General features: G+C 58.7%; 16 protein-coding genes. 5 read left to right on the top strand and 11 right to left on the bottom strand.

What is annotated here, in order from left to right:
* Positions 1 to 144: 144 nt before the first annotated feature.
* Together KUA23_RS23490 and KUA23_RS23485 are read right to left on the bottom strand one after the other, a co-directional pair.
* Positions 145 to 1,203: a diguanylate cyclase gene (locus tag KUA23_RS23490; RefSeq protein WP_078049909.1), complete on the bottom strand. Its 1,059-nt coding sequence runs from the start codon at positions 1,201 to 1,203 to the stop codon at positions 145 to 147.
* A 188-nt stretch (positions 1,204 to 1,391) separates the two neighbouring features.
* A complete protein-coding gene (locus KUA23_RS23485) occupies positions 1,392 to 2,018 on the bottom strand; it encodes a TetR/AcrR family transcriptional regulator (RefSeq protein ID WP_078049908.1) in 627 nt (208 codons plus the stop codon).
* 128 nt (positions 2,019 to 2,146) lie between these two features.
* On the opposite strand from KUA23_RS23485, the gene KUA23_RS23480 reads away from it, so the two are divergent.
* The 3 genes from KUA23_RS23480 to KUA23_RS23470 all read left to right on the top strand — a co-directional run bounded on the left by KUA23_RS23480 (position 2,147) and on the right by KUA23_RS23470 (position 5,672).
* Positions 2,147 to 3,205 carry an MBL fold metallo-hydrolase gene (locus KUA23_RS23480; protein ID WP_252992932.1) on the top strand — a complete coding sequence of 353 codons (1,059 nt, stop codon included), beginning with the start codon at positions 2,147 to 2,149 and terminating at the stop codon, positions 3,203 to 3,205.
* Between the two features lie 108 nt (positions 3,206 to 3,313).
* A complete protein-coding gene (locus tag KUA23_RS23475) occupies positions 3,314 to 4,033 on the top strand; it encodes a hypothetical protein (RefSeq protein WP_250883562.1) in 720 nt (239 codons plus the stop codon).
* A gap of 136 nt (positions 4,034 to 4,169) precedes the next feature.
* Positions 4,170 to 5,672: an amidase family protein gene (locus KUA23_RS23470; protein ID WP_252992931.1), complete on the top strand. Its 1,503-nt coding sequence runs from the start codon at positions 4,170 to 4,172 to the stop codon at positions 5,670 to 5,672.
* Between the two features lie 55 nt (positions 5,673 to 5,727).
* Here KUA23_RS23470 and KUA23_RS23465 read toward each other — a convergent pair whose 3' ends face one another.
* From KUA23_RS23465 to argH, 7 genes are all read right to left on the bottom strand, one after another.
* Entirely contained in the window at positions 5,728 to 6,108 is a 381-nt protein-coding gene (locus KUA23_RS23465; RefSeq protein ID WP_078049905.1) for a helix-turn-helix domain-containing protein, read from the bottom strand.
* A gap of 94 nt (positions 6,109 to 6,202) precedes the next feature.
* Positions 6,203 to 7,150, bottom strand: coding sequence for a hypothetical protein (locus KUA23_RS23460; protein ID WP_252992930.1), 948 nt, complete (start codon positions 7,148 to 7,150; stop codon positions 6,203 to 6,205).
* 54 nt (positions 7,151 to 7,204) lie between these two features.
* Entirely contained in the window at positions 7,205 to 8,374 is a 1,170-nt protein-coding gene (locus tag KUA23_RS23455; protein WP_078049903.1) for an MFS transporter, read from the bottom strand.
* Between the two features lie 149 nt (positions 8,375 to 8,523).
* On the bottom strand, positions 8,524 to 9,345 hold the full coding sequence (locus KUA23_RS23450; protein ID WP_078049902.1) for an ABC transporter substrate-binding protein: 822 nt from the start codon (positions 9,343 to 9,345) through the stop codon (positions 8,524 to 8,526).
* Positions 9,346 to 9,370: 25 nt separating this feature from the next.
* Complete coding sequence (locus KUA23_RS23445) at positions 9,371 to 10,135, bottom strand: amino acid ABC transporter ATP-binding protein (protein WP_010208290.1); 765 nt, start codon at positions 10,133 to 10,135, stop codon at positions 9,371 to 9,373.
* Positions 10,136 to 10,159: 24 nt separating this feature from the next.
* Complete coding sequence (locus KUA23_RS23440; RefSeq protein WP_016979819.1) at positions 10,160 to 11,038, bottom strand: amino acid ABC transporter permease; 879 nt, start codon at positions 11,036 to 11,038, stop codon at positions 10,160 to 10,162.
* A gap of 97 nt (positions 11,039 to 11,135) precedes the next feature.
* Positions 11,136 to 12,563, bottom strand: a complete 1,428-nt coding sequence (gene argH, locus KUA23_RS23435) for an argininosuccinate lyase (RefSeq protein ID WP_078049901.1) — start codon at positions 12,561 to 12,563, stop codon at positions 11,136 to 11,138.
* A 193-nt stretch (positions 12,564 to 12,756) separates the two neighbouring features.
* Here argH and KUA23_RS23430 point away from each other — a divergent pair, with 193 nt between their 5' ends.
* A complete protein-coding gene (locus tag KUA23_RS23430) occupies positions 12,757 to 13,716 on the top strand; it encodes a LysR family transcriptional regulator (RefSeq protein ID WP_099494362.1) in 960 nt (319 codons plus the stop codon).
* 269 nt (positions 13,717 to 13,985) lie between these two features.
* Complete coding sequence (locus KUA23_RS23425; RefSeq protein ID WP_252992929.1) at positions 13,986 to 15,530, top strand: Fic family protein; 1,545 nt, start codon at positions 13,986 to 13,988, stop codon at positions 15,528 to 15,530.
* A gap of 130 nt (positions 15,531 to 15,660) precedes the next feature.
* On the opposite strand, the gene KUA23_RS23420 is transcribed toward KUA23_RS23425, so the two are convergent.
* Together KUA23_RS23420 and KUA23_RS23415 are read right to left on the bottom strand one after the other, a co-directional pair.
* Positions 15,661 to 16,305, bottom strand: a complete 645-nt coding sequence (locus tag KUA23_RS23420) for an HAD-IB family hydrolase (RefSeq protein ID WP_068932303.1) — start codon at positions 16,303 to 16,305, stop codon at positions 15,661 to 15,663.
* 275 nt (positions 16,306 to 16,580) lie between these two features.
* Positions 16,581 to 17,105, bottom strand: a complete 525-nt coding sequence (locus KUA23_RS23415; RefSeq protein ID WP_252992928.1) for a BRO-N domain-containing protein — start codon at positions 17,103 to 17,105, stop codon at positions 16,581 to 16,583.
* Between the last annotated feature and the right edge of the window lie 145 nt (positions 17,106 to 17,250).

Genomic DNA, 17,250 nt, shown 5'->3' with positions numbered 1-17,250 from the left:
TGGAACAACGGGTTAAGAGTGATCAGCCTGACAAGAAGTTCGCCCCAAGGGCAGGACCTTTTTTGGGTAGGCGACCAGTGGTGGCATTATGCTTTCTTGTGGTGTGTCGGCAGGAAGATTCAGACGAGCTGTCGTGCCACCGTTTCAGGCGGAGTGGGCGACCTTCTCGTCGCTCACGTTGACCCGGTTACGCCCGGTGTCCTTCGCCGCATACAGGGCGCGGTCCGCTGCATCGAGCCACATGGCGGCATTGGTAAACGACGGCTGGAACCCCGCCAGGCCGATGCTCAGGCTTACGCGCAATTCAGGGATCTGCGGGTTGCGGTAATTGCTGAAGGTTTCGCGCATGCGTTCCATCACTTGGGCCGCTTGTTCCAGGGGCATTCGCGGAAGAATCACACAGAACTCATCGCCGCCGTATCGCCCGGCCAAGTCGTTTTCCCGAAGGTTGCGCCGCAGCTCCAGGCTCAATTGCCGCAGTACCGCGTCGCCGACGATATGGCCGTGGGTGTCATTGATCTGCTTGAAGTGATCGATATCGATCAAGGCGATGGTGGCGTGGCTTTGCTGTTGCTGGCACTTGTGAAACTTGAGGTGCAGCAGGTCCTTCCAGGAACCGTGATTGAGCAGGCCCGTGAGGCTGTCGATGCGGCTCAATGCACTGAGGGCGCGTTTGTGTTCCGACAGTTTGATCGCCAGTTGATAGCAGACCATGCCAATGGCCATGGGGTAGAGCGTGAGCATGGGCAGGCAGGCGTAGACCTGAACCAGGCTGACCGAAGGGTTGAACTGCAGGCCGAACAGCAGGGCGCCGATACCCGCGCCGAGCACCTGGGCGTAGGCACCGCGTATCAACAGGCGCTTGCCACCGGCGGCCACGTTGTTCATGGCAACCATCGACAGCAGGGTCACGGTGGTCAGCGGGGTGAACTGCAGGGTGGCAGCCCAGAAACCGCTGAACAGCGCGTCATACACCAGGTTGCGTTGCTCGGCGTCGTAGGGAAATTTAGAGCGGGTCGCCCATTGATACGCCAGGTGCGGCCAAACGAAACCATTGACCAGCAACAACGCCCAGATCCAGCCCGGCTTGGCCAATGGATACAGCGCCGCTATTACGCTGATGCAGCACATGGCTGTGCCGATGATCCTTGGCTTGTAGATGCGCCGGGCAAAGGAAAGCCCTTTGCCTTGTCTGTTTTCCATAAATTCCAGGGTCAGCTCTTTTGTGCAATACGACAACACGCGTTCGCAGGCTTAACCGTTGATCGGATAACACCCATGAATATTGTCAGTTATTCGCGTGGGAATAATCAGTGTCCTTCCAGGCCATTTGCGCAAAACAGAGGGCGAATGCGTCAAAAACGACCTGGGATGTCGTTTGCACAACAGCGTTACAGCGGGTGCGGCGGGGTGACTTCGTAGCCAGCCAGGAACAGGTCGATGGCAGACTCGATGACACTGGCCTGGCAGGCGGCATCGAGGGTGGGCTGGCCGAGGGTGATCTGTGGCCAGAAGGCGAAGGCCTTGAGCAGGCTTTGGATCTGGTGCGCGGCAAACGCCGGGTCGCTGCAATTGAGCCGGCCGTCTTCCTGGGCGGCGCGCACCCACTGGGTAAAGCCTTCTTCACGCTTGCTCAGGCGCGTCACCATGTCTTGCGCACGTTCCGGCGAATGGATGGTGGCAGCGATGGCAACCCGGGCCAGGTCAAGGAAGTTGGCGTCCGACATCATCTTCATCTTCGCCTCCAGCAGCCCGCGCAATTGGTCACGCAGCGGGCGGTCGCTGGCGTAGCTGACGTCGAGCTGGGCGACGCTGCTGGCCCAGAGTTGATGGAGAATTTCAGCGAACAATTCTTCCTTGCTGGGGAAGTGGTTGTACACCGTGCGCTTGGATACGCCGGCGGTGGCGGCGATCTTGTCCATGCTGGTCACCTCGAAACCGTTCGCGCGAAACTCGGCGATGGCCGCGGCCACGATGGCTTCGCGTTTGCGGTCGGTGAGGCGTTGAGGGGCAGTCATGGGTGGCGCTCGGCTCTTCAGGTCAGGGAAACTTACACTCGGTAGTTTACTTGCTCCGGATTTTGTTGCAATCTTGAAACTACACTGTGCAGTGTAATTTATGAGCGAGCCGTAGGAGTCACCCGGTCATGGCCACCCTCTCATCCCGTGTCGATTCATCGCCAGCCACGCGCAAGCCTGCCGAGCAGGACCAGAAGCACTTCAGCAATGAGGCGCCTGTGCAGCACGGGGGCTTCGGCAAAACCTTGCGTATTTTCTGGAACATGCTGTTCAACAAACCGCGCACCACGCGGCCGGTAGGGCAGATCCCGGTGCAACCACTGACCCGCGAACAGCTGCTGGCAGCCCCGGATCACAGCGTGTTCCGCCTCGGGCATTCCACCGTATTGCTTAAGATGCGCGGCAAATTCTGGGTCACCGACCCGGTATTCGCCGAGCGCGCCTCGCCGTTCAGCTGGGCCGGTCCCAAGCGTTTCCACCAGCCGCCCATCAGTCTTGAAGCGTTGCCGCCGTTGGAAGCGGTGATTCTTTCCCACAACCACTACGACCATCTCGACCGCAAGGCTGTCGTGCAACTGGCCGACAAGGCCCGCTATTTTCTGGCGCCGCTGGGCGTGGGTGACCTCTTGGTCAAGTGGGGCGTAGACGCCAGCAAAGTGCGCCAGTTGGATTGGTGGCAGGGTACCGAGGTGGAGGGCATTCGATTCGTCGCCACGCCTGCACAGCATTTTTCCGGGCGCGGTCTGTTTGATGCCAACCAGACCCTGTGGTGTTCCTGGGTGATGATCGATGGCGCGCGACGGATCTTCTTCAGTGGCGACACCGGCTATTTCGACGGCTTTAAACGCATCGGCGAACAATACGGCCCGTTTGACCTGACGCTGATGGAAACAGGTGCTTACAACGTCGATTGGCCCCATGTGCACATGCAACCGGAGCAAACCCTGCAAGCACATATCGATCTCAAGGGGCGCTGGCTCCTGCCGATTCACAACGGCACCTTCGACTTGGCCTTCCATACCTGGCACGAACCGTTCGACCGCATCATGGCCCTGGCTTGGGAGCGCAATGTGTCGATCACCACGCCGCAGATGGGGCAGGTGTTCAGCTTGAATCAACCTGAGCGCGGGGTGGCCTGGTGGCTGGAAGTCGAAACCCAAGGCGCGCAAGAGCACCTCGCCGGCTGAAGGCAGGCGCGTGCGAAAAAAGGAGTTTTCAAACTGTTTCAGTGCTGCGACAGGCGCCAGGCAACGGTGCGATGATCCCCGGCAAGTCATTTGTCGGGTGCGGGTTTCATGGAGCGCAAGTGTAAGAAATATTGGCAGCTGGGCTTGCCCTGTTCGACGGGGCTACCGGTGCCTGGGCCTGCTGAGTCGTCGGGTCTGGCAACGCCAACCCACGAGCCTGCAAGCCCGGGTGGTATCGCTTTCGGCGTCGATCCCCAGGCTCATGTCAGCTTGAGAGGCGGCGTCCCGATCCCGGGGTATGACGTCCCCGGATTACCCCTCAAACTCCAGCGCGACCCGTCGCTGTCATTGATTGCGCTGAGTGGCATTGACCCCTCCGGGCCGGTAATGGTGGAAGTGCCCCTGGTACAGAACAACACCACCTTTACGGCTGACAGTGCGTTGGAGGGCAGGCGCCTGGGGTTCGCCGAGCGATGGGTGGACGCTCAGGAACATCAGTTGATTGAGCACACCCCGTCCTTCCTGAGAGCGCTGGATATCCTGCGCCGCTCCGGAGTGGTGCTGGTTCCGGTGCATGCACACCGGACCAAGACCCTGCATGCCCGCAATGAAATCGATGAGCGTGTGCACGAATTCCGCTTGGACGCCTTGATATCCGACAGTCGCAGCGCCGCATTCCATGGGGCCTGCTGGAGTGGTTACCCGGGGGTTGGCGAGCCGCTCGATGATGGCGCGACACTGTGGTTCTACGGTGCGCGATGGGCAAAGGAAAGGTTGGCGGCCCTGATACGGGAGTATCGAAGCATCCTTCGCTTGATGGCCCCATAGGAAAGGCTACCCGCTGCGCTGAACTGTCCCACACCGTAAACGGCCCACATCCCGCTGCCGGGCAGAAGAAGAGTTTTTAGACTGGCCCACGGATCAACGTTGATCCTTCGTCATGTCTTACTCTTCGAGAGGTCTTATGTTCGGTATTGCATATGGAATGGGCTCCGTCGTCCGGCAAGTTGTACAGTCGTTTGCAGGAGACTACTCAGCGGTTGCTTCAAACCCCGTTTCCCCTGGGACCGAGTACCTCAGTGTCAAAGAGCTTGGCGAGCACATGGCCCGGCCAGGCGGGCTCAGCTCGGCCGACCTGGTCACGTACCTGCAGGCGCGCATTCGCAGCGTCGACCCGCAACTGAACGCCGTCATCGAACTCAACCCCGGGGCATTGGAGGCAGCGCGCGAGCTGGATCGCGAGCGCGCCAGCGGCAAGGTACGCGGGCCGCTGCATGGCATTCCCATTTTGCTCAAGGACACCATCGAAACTGAAGGCATGCAGACCAGTGCAGGTGCTTTCGGGCTGGTGGGTGAAGCGGCCGGCAAGAACGCCCCATTGGTCGACTACCTGATCAGGCAGGGCGCGGTGATCCTCGGTAAAACCAACATGACCGAACTGGCTGGGTTTCGTGGTGGTCCCGATGGCTGGAGCAGCCGGGGCGGACAAACCCGTAACCCGCACCATGCGGATGCCGACGTCGGAGGCTCCAGCTCCGGGTCTGCCGCCGCAGTCGCGGCAGGGTTGGCACCCTTGGCGGTGGGGGCTGAAACCAATGGTTCGATTATTGTCCCGGCCGCGCGCAATGGGGTCGTCGGGCTCAAGCCCAGCGTTGGCCTGCTGGACCGCAACGGGTTGATTCCCGCGAGTCAGAACCAGGACACACCGGGCCCGATGGCGCGTTCGGTGTTTGATGCTGCGTTGATGCTCAATGCCATGTCGGGCAGCGATCCACAGGATCCGGCGAGCGTGGGCGCACCCCAAGGCATTGATTACACGCAGTTGTTGGTTCCAGGCGCGTTGAAAGGCAAGCGTATCGGTTATCCCGCGACGTTTTCCAAAGATGGCGAAACCCTGTCAGTCGATAACAGCGAGCAATTCAATCGGACGTTGGACGTGTTACGCGAACAAGGCGCGGTATTGGTGCCGGTCAACCTGCGGCTGGCCGATGCATCACGTTACGACGAGTTGCTGCTCTCTGATGTTAAGGATGAGTTGAACAGTTACCTCGGCAAGCGTCCGGGCCTACCGGTCAAGTCGCTGACCGAACTGATCAAGTTCAACGACGAGCGCGAAGGGGCTGACGCGGATCACCAGCCCATCCTCAAGGAAATCAACGCCCAGACCCTGACGCCGGAGCAGCGTAAACCCCTTTGGGACGCGCTCATTCAGGACTTCCGCAGCACCATGGATGACCCGATCAAAGCGGAAAACCTGGACGCCATGGTGTCGGATTTCGAGACTTACAGTTATTTCGGTGTGGCAGTGGCCGGTTACCCTGGAATCACCGTCCCCTCCGGTAAGGATGAGGATGGGCTACCGACCAGTGCCTATTTTTTCGGGACCCGATGGTCCGAACCAACCTTGCTGGCCGTGGCCCATGGATACGAGCAGGCAGCCCAGGCTGATTTCAAGCCGGCACTTTGACGCCGTAACGGGCGGCGGGTGTGCGATGTGACAGCGTTGGCCCCAGGGCCGGGCGCTACGCACCATTCGGTTGAGGGGTGGGTGAGTCAAGTGATGCGGACGTTGTGCCGATCAAACGAGAGATGATCCCTTGCGCTACGGGTTCGGCTGCGGCAGTGTCAAAGCGGCGCACACTCATGCCCCACCCCGGCGCAAACCCAGGGAAAAACACCAGCCCTTCAGCCTCCAAACGAAACGCCAGGGCCAGGCGGGTTTCGTCACCCACGTCGCATTGGCTTTCAAACTGTTGAACCGCTTCAACCGTCACGCCAGCCTGAAGCGCCAGGTGTTCCCGGCTCCAGCCCAGCATCGCACGGGCCTGTGCGCTGTGCTTGGCGGTGAATTGATGCAGGACGATCTGCTGTTCTACAAAAGAGCTCATTGCCAGGGAGGACATGGGGTTTCTCCAGGGTTCGACGGGGGAGGACAAACTATACTGTGTTTTTGTACAGTTGTTTTGACCGCTCATCAACTGGATTATCAACGACCCCCTATTCCAGCCCTGGCGCCTCGCGAATGATCAGGTGATCCAGGTTCTCGATATTTGCGCTGAACACCCCGAACGTCTGCTCGGGGTTCTTCTTGCTGGGCACCTGCTGGAGTGCTGGCGTCACCCCATAGAAGAAGCAGTACAACGCCCGCTCACTGTCCACCGCCGCCTTGATCTGCTCCAGGAATGCCTTGCGCTTGCGGTAGTTGTCGATGAGTTTTTTGCTCAGGTAGACATTCACCGAGTAAGGCTTTTTGTCGAGCCACACTTTCTTTTCGAAGTCGATGCGAAAGCTGCTGGTGTAGTCCTTGATCGCCTTGATTTTGCCCCAGTAGATCAAGCCCTTGTTGTCCTGCAGGTATTCGATCTTTTTGAAGTACGTCCAGTAGGTCGCGGTGTGCTCGCCGATCTTCAACGGCATGGACTTGAGTTTGTCCTTGTCATCGATGTTGGACACAAAGCATTCCACCGGGTGGGCGAACACGCTGGTTTTGTCCGGGGTGCTGTCGTGGTTGCCGGGGAATGCAGTGGCACGGACAGAAGGTGCTTTTGCGGGGGCTTGAGGGCTATCTCCTTCGGTGCCAGCCAAGGGCGGCTTGCGTTCGTACTGTCTACGAGTCAGTACAAATTCCGAGGGGAAATTGTCCTCACGCTCGTCGTCACCTTCGCCGCTCGCGGTCTTGTGGGTGCTGGCATAACGACAACCGTCAATGTGTCGGGTACTGGTTTTGTTCTTGAAGTGCGGCGTGCGCACGTAGTTGACGTTCTTGGCGTTGAACGTGCTCAGCGCGTTGCTCGCATCAAACGCTGCACGGCACTGATCGTTGGGGCAGAGGAAGCTGTCGTGGTCGGAATCGAAATCAGCGGTTTCGTCGAAATTCAGGTCTCGTACGTCGTAGATCGACAGCTTGTCGTCGAGACTCAGGCTGTAGGCCGTGTCGAATTTCATGGGGCTCGGGTCCGTGAGAAGTTTCGCTATTAATAGCGGGATCCAGCGCAAATATCAGCAAGAACCTGCAACCCTTCGCCCGCTCAGAAAGCACAGCGTTCCACCGACCGCAGTCAGCGCCCCCAATGCATAGAACATGCTGGCCGGCGCCGCATTGATCAGCAGATAGCCGCAAATCACCGGGCTCATCGCCCCTCCAAACGCGGCCAGGTTCTGCGCGCCGTAGTAACTGCCGCGCAGTGCATCCGGCGCGATGGTGTCGATAAACAGGAACTCGGAGGGGTAGATGATCATCTCGCCGAGGGTGAATACGAACATCGCCAGGCACCAGGTAAGCAGGCTGTCCGCGAGGCTGAAACCGATCAGTCCGGCAATGAACAGCAGCGTGCCGAGCACGATCCAGTAGCGCAATTGTTCACGTTTGAGAAAGCGGCCGATCTGGTACTGCATCAGAATTACGGTGATGGCATTGCACGCCAGCACCGCAGACAGAATCTTCAGCGCCTCGGCGGGCTTGTAGGCCACCAGCAAGAATTGCGACAGATACAGGGTGTAGCGCCCATGGACAATGGTGCTCAGCAAGCTGCCGCTGGTGAACAGGATGAGTGTGCGGTCGCTGCGCAACGTGCGCAGGGTGGTGAGAAAACTCAAGGGCTTGTTGCTGTCATCCCGTTGGGTGGGCGGGATGCCGATCATCAGGAACACGCTGCCAAAGGCGATCGCACTGGCAATCAGGAACGGGGCCAGTTGCAGGTGGCCGGCGATCACTACGCCGACCATCGGGCCTGTGGCGTAGCCGACGTTGGTCAGGGTGTAGCGCAGCGAAAACACCTTGGCACGGTCACCCACCGGCAGGTTCTCGCTGATGATGGCTTTTGAGCCAATCAGGAACAGCGCCGACGCCGCTTCGGTGATGACCAGGGTCAGGGTGGTGAGGTAGAGGTTGCTGGCAAAAGTCAGCAACAGAAAACCGATGGAGCTGGAGAGCATGGCCAGGATCAGCAGCTTGCGCTTTTCCAGGCGGTCGATGATGTAGCCGCCGTACAGGCCCAGCAAGGTCGCAATAAAGACGGCAATCCCCATCAGCAGGCCGATGTCCTGCTGGTTCAGGCCCAGGCGAGTACTCAGCAACAGGGCCAGCAACGGGCTGGTCATGGCGCGGCTGACCACGATGGTCACCGAGCAGATCATCAGGCGGCGGATTACCAGGGAGTAAGTGGCCACGGTGGGGGCAAGTGTCCTTGTTATGTTCTCAAGACAACACACATCAAATGTGGGCGCTGGCTTGCCTGCGATAGCGGTGGTTCAGGCAATGATGATGCAAGCTGACCTGCCGCCATCGCAGGCAAGCCAGCTCCCACACTTGGATCGACTTACTGACCGGAGTTGATGGTGATCTTCTCGACTGCGCCTTGCTCCAGGTCCCACTTTTTCAGGATCTTGCCGTAGGTGCCGTCATCAATCATGCCCTGCAACGCTTCACTGATCGCCGTGACCAGTTCCGTGTTGCTCTTCTCAATCCCAAGCCCCGTGAATTGCTTGGCAATCGCCAGGCCCACCGGCTTGTACTTGCCCTTGTCCAGCGACATCAAGTAGGGAATGGTCTCGCTGCCCTGCATCGCGGCATCCAGGCGATTCTGCTGCAACTGCGCCCGCGCATCCGCCGAACCTTCGGTGCCGATCACCACGATCGCCGGCTTACCCGCCGCCTCGCAGTTTTCCTTGCTCCATGCGGCAATTTCCGACGGCCAGGTGGTACGGCGGCTGGTGCCGACTTTTTTACCACACAGGTCTGTCAATTCCTTGAGGTCTTCACGCTTGGCCAGGGTGTAGAACTGCGGGCCGCTGGTGAAGTAGTCGATGAAGGTCACGGCCTTCTGGCGTTCGGCGGTGTCGGACATGCCCGACAGCACGATGTCCACGCGCTTGGTGGTCAAGCCGCTGAGCATCTGCTCGAAGCCGGTTTCCTGCCACTTGATCTTCACGCCCAGGCGCTCGGCCAGGGCGTTGCCCAGGTCAAAGTCCAGGCCGGTGATCTTGTTGGTGGCCGGGTCCTTGAAATCCATCGGCGGATAGTTCGGCACGATGGCCGCGCTGATCTCGCCCTTGTCCTTGATTGCCGCCGGCAATGCCGCGAAAACAGCGGAGGAGGCCATCAGGCCTGCAAGCAACGTTGGGATAAACAATTTTTTCATGGGGGCGTTCTCGTTTGTTTTTTAGTTAAGTGCGAACGGCAGAAATAAAGCTTTGGGTACGCGGGTTTTGTGGGCTTATTAGAATTTCTTCCGGGCTGCCGGCTTCCACAATCTGGCCGGCATCCATAAACACCATGCGGTTGGAGACTTCGCGGGCAAAGCCCAACTCATGGGTGACCACGATCATGGTCATGCCGGTGGTGGCCAGGTCGCGCATCACCGACAGCACTTCGCCTACCAGCTCCGGGTCGAGGGCTGACGTGGGTTCGTCAAACAGCATCAATTTGGGTCGCATCGCCAACGCACGGGCAATCGCTACCCGCTGTTGCTGGCCGCCGGACAACTCCACCGGGTAGGCATTGCGCTTGTCCGCCAGGCCGACGCGGGCCAGCAGTTCCAACGCATCTTCGATGGCTTCCTTGGGCGAGCGCTTGAGCACCTGGCAGGGGCCTTCGATGATGTTCTGCAACACGGTCATGTGCGGGAACAAATTGAAGCGCTGGAACACCATGCCGGTGGCCAGGCGCTGGCGGGCGATCTGCGATTCATTCATCTCATGCAGCTTGTTGCCGACGACGCGGTAACCCACCAGTTCGCCGTCGACCCACAGGCCGCCCTTATCGATTTTTTCCAGTTGGTTGACGCAACGCAGCAGGGTGCTTTTACCGGACCCCGACGGGCCGATGATGCACATCACTTCGCCTTGCTCGACCTCGATATTGATGTCGCGCAGCGCGTGATACTGGTCGTAATACTTGTTCAGGTTGACGGCCTTGACGATGCTTCTCATGGGGCAAATCTCCTCAACCCAGACTTACGAACGCTTGCCGGCGCCGCGGGCAAAACGACGCTCGAGGCGGCTTTGACCAAATGAAAGAACAGTCACCACCGCCAGGTACCAGATGCCGGCCACGATCAGCAGCTCCATGACCCGCGCGTTGGCGTAGTAGATGTTTTGCGCGTTGTGCAGCAGCTCCGAGTACTGGATCACACTGGCCAGGCTGGTCATTTTCACCATGCTGATGAACTCGTTGCCTACAGGCGGAATGATCACTCGCATCGCCTGCGGGAGAATGATCCTACGCAACGCCTGCAGGCTCGGCATGCCGATGGACTTGGCGGCTTCGTACTGGCCGGTATCGACCGACAACAGGCCGGCGCGCACCACCTCGGCGGTGTAGGCGCCTTGGTTGATGCTGAGGCCGAGCAGGGCGGCCACGAATGGCGTCATCAGGTCGACGGTGTCGATGCTGAACAGGCCGGGAATCGCGATCACCGGGAAAATCAGCGCCAGGTTGAACCACAGCAGCAGCTGCAGGATCAACGGTGTACCGCGGAACAGCCAGGTGTAGGTGATGGCCACATAACGCAGGATCGGGTTGGCCGACATGCGCATGATGGCTGTGATCACCCCGATCACCACACCGAGTGCCATCGCCAAAATCGACATGACAATGGTGTTCACCAGACCCCAGAGGATGGCCTCAGACGTGAGGAACTGACCGATGTAGGACCATTCGATCTGGCCATTGGCGAATGCGCGCAACAGCGCGGCCAACACGATCACGATCAAGGTGGCAAAAAACATCCGCCCGTAATAACGACGCGGCACGTGTTCGTACTGCGTGATATCGAACTGGTTCTCGGACAACTTGCGCTCGGCTTCCAAGCGCTCTGCCGGGGTTTGGTTCATGGTGAATCTCCAAAACTTACAACGCTCTAACTACTGTACGCGGTCCAAATGTGGGAGCTGGCTTGCCTGCGAAGACGCCAGCCCAAACACCGCAGATTTAAATCCGGAACCCCTGATAACTCTCTGCCCACTGCTGTTGAGCCGCTAATGCGGACTTCAACCGCCCAATCTGCTCCCGAACCCGCTCCGGCGCCGTCCCACCCCACCCACTGCGCGCCGCAATCGCCGCTTCCAGTGTCAGGCAGTCGCGCACTTCGGGTGTGAGTCGTGCATCCACCTCCGCCAACATCGCCGGCGAGGCTTCCCACAACTCAATCTCATGCTTCTCACAGGCCTGTACCAGCGCGCCGGTGATTTCATGGGCTTCTTTGAACGGCACACCACGGGTCGCCAACCAATCCGCCACCTCAGTCGCCAAGGTAAAGCCCATCGGCGCCTGACGCCGCAGCTCTTCCACCTGCACCTTCATGGTCGCAACCATTCCCGCCATCGCCGGCAACACCAGCAGCAACGTATCCACACTGTCCAGCACGCTGTGCTTGTCTTCACTCAAATCGCGGTTGTACGACAGCGGCAGCGACTTGAGCGTCGACATCAACCCGGTCAGGTTGCCAATCAAGCGCCCAGCCTTGCCCCGCGCCAATTCGGCAATGTCTGGGTTCTTTTTCTGCGGCATGATCGAGCTACCCGTGGCGTAGGCATCATCCAGCACCACCCAACGAAACTGCCGTGACGACCATAGGCAAAACTCTTCGGACAGGCGCGAAATATTCACCCCGAGCATGCCCGCCACAAACAGGAACTCCGCTACATGGTCACGGCTGGCGACGGCATCGATGGAGTTTTCGCACGGCCCGGTGTAGCCCATTTCCTTGGCCGAATGCTCCGGCTGGCGCGCAATCGCAGAACCTGCCATCGCGGCAGCGCCCAAAGGCGACAAGGCCGTGCGCGCATCCCAATCCACCAGACGTTGCACATCCCTCAACATCGACTGCGCGTGAGCCAGCAAGTGGTGAGCGAACACAATCGGCTGCGCTTGCTGCAAGTGGGTAAAGCCGGGGCAGATGCTCTCGATATGCTGCTCGGCCTGCTCCACCAACGCCTGCTGCAAACCCAGCACCTCGGTGGTGATGGTGCGCGCATGGTCACGTAGGAAAAGACGTAGATCGTTGGCGGTCTGGTCATTACGCGAACGCCCGGCGCGCAACTTGCCGCCCAAGGCGCCCAGGCGCTCGGTCAATACGCGTTCGATAAAGGTGTGTACGTCCTCGTCATCCAGGGTCGGGTGCAAGCGGCCGGCGGCGAAGTCATGGCCGATCTGGTCCAGGGCTTCGAGGGTGCGCAGGGTCTCCGACTCATCGAGCAACCCGGCGCGCTGCAACTCACGGGCATGGGCACGGGAGCCGGCCAGGTCGTAGGGCGTCAGGCGGAAATAGCGCTCGGGGCAACGCGACAACGCGGCCAATGCAGCAGACGGGCCGGTCTTGAAACGAGCGCCCCAAAGGCGGTCGGTGGGCTGGGACATGGGTATTCCTCACGCTTGTTTTTAGAAGAGTCGGAGGCAGTAAAAATAAGGTTTCAACTAGACTGAATCAGCGTCTGACGCGCCGTATTCAAGGTTGCCAAGGGCGGATGTTTATGTTCATTATCGCCGCCTGGCTATGTTCAAGGACTGGGTTGAAGCCTGTTGAATATGGCACTTGAGGTCAACGCGTATTATGGAAACTCCACTTTCCACTTCTGGAAACCTGCCGCCAAAACCCGGCACAAGACCGCCCCTGCAGTTGAGCGGGCTGGACTTCAAATTGCTGCGCGTGTTCATGGCCGTGGTCGAAGCGGGCGGCTTCAGTGCCGCGCAAAACGAGCTGAACGTGGGGCTCGCGGCCATCAGCAAACAAATCTCCGACCTCGAGATTCGCATCGGCATGCGCCTGTGCACACGGGGCAGGGAAGGGTTCGGGCTGACCGAAGAAGGCAAGTTGGTGTATCAGGCATCCATCGAGTTATTTACCTCGGTGGACAGTTTTCGCGACAAGCTTAGTTCGGCGCAAAACGAGCTTATTGGCGACCTTAGTGTGGGCGTTATTGATAACACCGTGTCCGATGTTAATTCCCCGCTAATTGCCGCGTTGGGGAAATTACATAGCGAATCGCCAAAGATTAGATTGCGCCTACACGCCTCGCAACTGGACGAAGTTGAGCGCGGCGTGGTAGAGGGACGCTTGATCGTCGGCATCGTGCCGGTGTACCAGCGCCGCGAAGAATTCGATTATTTCCCGCTGTATGAAGAAAAGGCCCACGCCTACTGTGCCGTAGGACACCCACTCTTCGACGCAAACGACATCACGCCCGAGGTCTTGCGCCAATACGAAGTGGTGAACCATCGGTATGCGATCCACCGCGACAAGGCCAACTTCGTCAATTATGACAGCCAGTCCGCCTCGGCCTCACAAGTCGAAGCCGTCGCGATCCTGATCCTTACTGGCCGTTTCCTCGGCTTCTTGCCCGAACACTACGCCACGCCCTTGGTAAGAGAAGGGCGCCTGCGCGTACTGTGCCCGGAGCACGTTCACCTGAGCACCGCCTTCAACCTCATCCTGCGCCACAACGCCCCGCGCAGCCCGATGGTAAAAGCCTTCGCCACAGCCCTGGGCGTAAACCTCAAAGCCACGACATAAACGCCCGTTGAACACCGATTAACGGGCTCACAAAGATCAAATGTGGGAGTTGTCGAGCCCCGGCGAGGCTACGAAGGGATCGCCTCGGTCTCCTGACGGACCCTCAACTCGGGTCGCTGCCCTTTAGGTTTTTATCGTTTTAAAATGAAATGGCTGATTTGTTAGCAAATTTAAGAGCGCATTAGCGTTTTCGTACTCACAAAATTATCGTTTTCGCCTACTATTCCCCAATAGTTATCGTTTTTTAGGGTTCGTTAGGGGATTCGACCATGCAGGCAGGCTTCAAGGCACTCGCTGATCGCTACCGTATAGCGCTTGCTCAGCCACTACGCGTCGAATCGGTAATCGGTACGACCCGCATGAGCCACGAGAGCAATGGACATGTCGAGCGTAAGTACCCCCTCAGCTACCAACCCTCGGACGACTTTGCAGGGCATTTCGAGTTCGGGCTTAAGTACGAAGAAATTCACCTCGAATTCTTCGCTCGCCTATTTGCTGCAGCCGGCCCTGACCCCGTCGAAGCCTGGTGCCGGCAAACGCCCTTTGGTCAATATGCCCGTCGGACCGGATTCCTGTACGAGTGGTTAACGGGACGGCACCTTGATGTGCCTGATGTCACCAACGGCGGCTACGTCGATGCCATTTCATCACAGCATTACCTGACCCGCGTTGAGCCTCTGCGGGTACGCCGCTGGCGCATCAACGATAATCTGCCCGGAGTGCCTGCGCTCTGTCCCTTGATTCGTCGCACTGAAGCCGTGCAGGAAGCGCTGCAATTTGATCTGGGGGCGTCACTGCTGCAGCTGAACCAGGCCTTTGGCGCTGATATCCTGATGCGCACGGCAAGTTGGCTGACGTTCAAGGAGTCGCGTGCCAGCTTTTTGATCGAGAGAGAGGCAGACAAAGCCGACAGGATCCAGCGGTTTGCCCACGTGATCGCCAAGTACTGTGGGCACATCGACAATCCGTTGAGTAATGAAAGCCTGCACACCTTGCAAGCCGGTATCTTAGGGGAAGAGGCGCTCGGGCTGGGCCTACGGCACTCACCGGTCTTCGTGGGGCAGGCCACTATGCGCGAGGACATCGTGCACTACATTGCGCCGCAATTTGAGGTGCTGACGCAACTGCTTGATGGCTTGAAGGCATTCGAGTTGGCAACACGGGGCGCTGAGCCGCTGGCCCGGGCAGCTGTAATCGCTTTCGCTTTTGTCTATATCCACCCCATGCGAGACGGCAATGGTCGGATCCATCGCTTTCTGATCAACGACACCTTGATCCGTGATAAGGCGGTGCCTGATGGCGTAATCCTGCCAGTGTCGGCCTCAATCACAAGCTCGATTGATTTGCGGGCGCGTTACGATCGTACGCTGGAGGCATTTTCGCGGCCATTCATGCAACGCTACGCTGGCTCCTATCGATTTGGAGAACTTGTAGTCTACGAGGACGGAACCCGCAGCAATCTGGTCTTCGATGACTACGACGATGCGCAATTCGCGTGGCGCTACCCCGACTTGACCGAACAAGTCTTGTATACGGCACAGGTAGTGGCGCACACGGTTCGTATAGAGATGGCTGATGAAGCGCGTGTGTTGGTCATCTTTCAGCGCGCCCAGGAACGGCTAAAAGAAGTGCTGGAAATGCCTGATCAGGACGCAAACCGAGTCATTCGCTCGTTGAAGGAAAATGGCTGGCAGGTATCGGGGAAATTAAAAAAGGCTTATCCGCAGCTGGAAGTGATTGACCTAGCCGAACGGGTTGTGGACGCGGTGCGATCCGCATTTGAAGATCAAGAATCGGGAAGCGGTGACGATTGATCGGAATGGGCCATCCGCGCACTAGCACCCCATGCTAGTGCGCGCCCCTCGGTGCTCATCCGCTCAAATGTGGGAGCTGTCGAGCCCCAGCGAGGCTGCGAAGGATTTACCCGCTAACCCCACCACCGCATCACCGCTGCAACCGAGCCCGCTTCTTCTTCGCATGAAAATGCCGAAAATGCGCATCCTGCGCCGCCGCCAACAACTCCCGATCCCCACGCGTATCGCCCCAGGCCCGCAACCGATACTCGCCCAAATCCCCGTACACCGCTTCAAGTCGCAGCACCTTGTTCTCACAGCGGCAGTTGTTCCCAGTGAGCTTACCGGTCAACACCCCGTCGACCACCTCCAGCTCAGTCCCAATCAACTTGATCCCGAGCCGATTCGCAAACGGCTGCAACACCAACGCCGGTGACGCCGAACACAGCGTGACCTCCGCTCCGGAGCCCAACTCCTGCTCCACCGAAAGCACCCCCGCCGGGCGCATCAACCGCGCCCAGTTGCGCTGGCAATACTCCTCGGCCTTCTGCTGCACCCACGTCTTCTGCACCCCAGTCATAAAGGTGCGGATCAACTGCGCCTTCAACTCATCCCGGCTGATCTGCCGCACCAGAAAGCGCAGCCCCGGCACCGCCAGCTTGACCATCCGGCCATAAAACTCACCGGTGCCAAAGGCAAACTTGAGGAAGGGCACGAAACTGTCGTGGTGGGTCAGGGTGCCGTCGAAGTCAAAGACGGAGAGTACTTTGGCGTCAGCGGGGCCGGCTTCGAGCATGTCTGGGTTCACGGGTGGTCCTTGATCGTTTGGAGCGGGTTCTCATAACTGTGTGACTGGTGCCCACTGCATGGGTTCAGGCTGATAACGGTTATGCAATTCAGATCAGCCAGATTTAGTGATGTTGTGCTTTTGCTGGCAATGATCAGGGGAGTTTACCCGGTCGGGCATAGGAATGAACGTAGGAAGGCGTCCCGCATTGTTACAGCGCGGGCTGGGAAAGGAATGTAGGTGCTCCGTCTGAGCATCAGCCCGGTCGGACTACCTTTGGGATTTCAGAGTGTTGAATGGCCGGATGGCTGGAAACGCTCTGCCATTTTTTGAAACCAAGTCTTACTCGGTGGCGCTCGTCGGCGAGTCCTGTTGAGCAACATATACGGCATATCTCGTAATCGAATCCAACCTTCATCCTGCCAATGTAGAAGACTCAACGACATCTCCGGCCAGTCCAGCAAGTTCAACATTGGACGGTCTGTAGATCGTGGTTGATGCTTATCACGCAAAGTCGCCACCACTTGATGAGTCAGCCATTCACGCAACAAGCGATGCCCTGGTGAGTAGTGATACACCAGCAATGCATAGAAGCCGGACTCGCTGAGCATCAGCATGTTTTCAGGCTGACCGTGATAACAGATTTCCAGCGTCTGCCGCTGATCCTTGTCGAGCTTGCTCACCATTCGCTCTGCGAGATACAGCCCCATCAGGCGACCAAGATCGCGAGCACAGAACCATGGCTGGTTCTCTAGAAGCAGGGCATGCAGCTGCAGGTTTTGGCGGGTAAAGACTGTAGGTTCATGCATGACACACCTCCGAGCCGGAGCGTGTTTGAGAAATGGCGCAGGTGCTGCGAATAACCTGCGCAGGGGATGCAAAGTATCCAGGCATTTCCGTTACCTCTGGTTGCTTTCTTAGGGCATGCGTTATGGGTGTCGGGAGCTAAGAAAC

The organism is Pseudomonas pergaminensis (assembly GCF_024112395.2).
Taxonomy (GTDB): Bacteria; Pseudomonadota; Gammaproteobacteria; order Pseudomonadales; family Pseudomonadaceae; genus Aquipseudomonas; species Aquipseudomonas pergaminensis.
This window is presented reverse-complemented; position numbering and strand designations above follow the sequence as displayed.

Bases quoted from the DNA above. Each gene is read 5' to 3' on its own strand.
- KUA23_RS23490 (WP_078049909.1), bottom strand. From the start codon at position 1,203: ATGGAAAACAGACAAGGCAAAGGGCTTTCCTTTGCCCGGCGCATCTAC.
- KUA23_RS23485 (WP_078049908.1), bottom strand. From the start codon at position 2,018: ATGACTGCCCCTCAACGCCTCACCGACCGCAAACGCGAAGCCATCGTG.
- KUA23_RS23480 (WP_252992932.1), top strand. From the start codon at position 2,147: ATGGCCACCCTCTCATCCCGTGTCGATTCATCGCCAGCCACGCGCAAG.
- KUA23_RS23475 (WP_250883562.1), top strand. From the start codon at position 3,314: ATGGAGCGCAAGTGTAAGAAATATTGGCAGCTGGGCTTGCCCTGTTCG.
- KUA23_RS23470 (WP_252992931.1), top strand. From the start codon at position 4,170: ATGTTCGGTATTGCATATGGAATGGGCTCCGTCGTCCGGCAAGTTGTA.
- KUA23_RS23465 (WP_078049905.1), bottom strand. From the start codon at position 6,108: ATGTCCTCCCTGGCAATGAGCTCTTTTGTAGAACAGCAGATCGTCCTG.
- KUA23_RS23460 (WP_252992930.1), bottom strand. From the start codon at position 7,150: ATGAAATTCGACACGGCCTACAGCCTGAGTCTCGACGACAAGCTGTCG.
- KUA23_RS23450 (WP_078049902.1), bottom strand. From the start codon at position 9,345: ATGAAAAAATTGTTTATCCCAACGTTGCTTGCAGGCCTGATGGCCTCC.
- KUA23_RS23445 (WP_010208290.1), bottom strand. From the start codon at position 10,135: ATGAGAAGCATCGTCAAGGCCGTCAACCTGAACAAGTATTACGACCAG.
- KUA23_RS23440 (WP_016979819.1), bottom strand. From the start codon at position 11,038: ATGAACCAAACCCCGGCAGAGCGCTTGGAAGCCGAGCGCAAGTTGTCC.
- argH (WP_078049901.1), bottom strand. From the start codon at position 12,563: ATGTCCCAGCCCACCGACCGCCTTTGGGGCGCTCGTTTCAAGACCGGC.
- KUA23_RS23430 (WP_099494362.1), top strand. From the start codon at position 12,757: ATGGAAACTCCACTTTCCACTTCTGGAAACCTGCCGCCAAAACCCGGC.
- KUA23_RS23425 (WP_252992929.1), top strand. From the start codon at position 13,986: ATGCAGGCAGGCTTCAAGGCACTCGCTGATCGCTACCGTATAGCGCTT.
- KUA23_RS23420 (WP_068932303.1), bottom strand. From the start codon at position 16,305: ATGCTCGAAGCCGGCCCCGCTGACGCCAAAGTACTCTCCGTCTTTGAC.
- KUA23_RS23415 (WP_252992928.1), bottom strand. From the start codon at position 17,105: ATGCATGAACCTACAGTCTTTACCCGCCAAAACCTGCAGCTGCATGCC.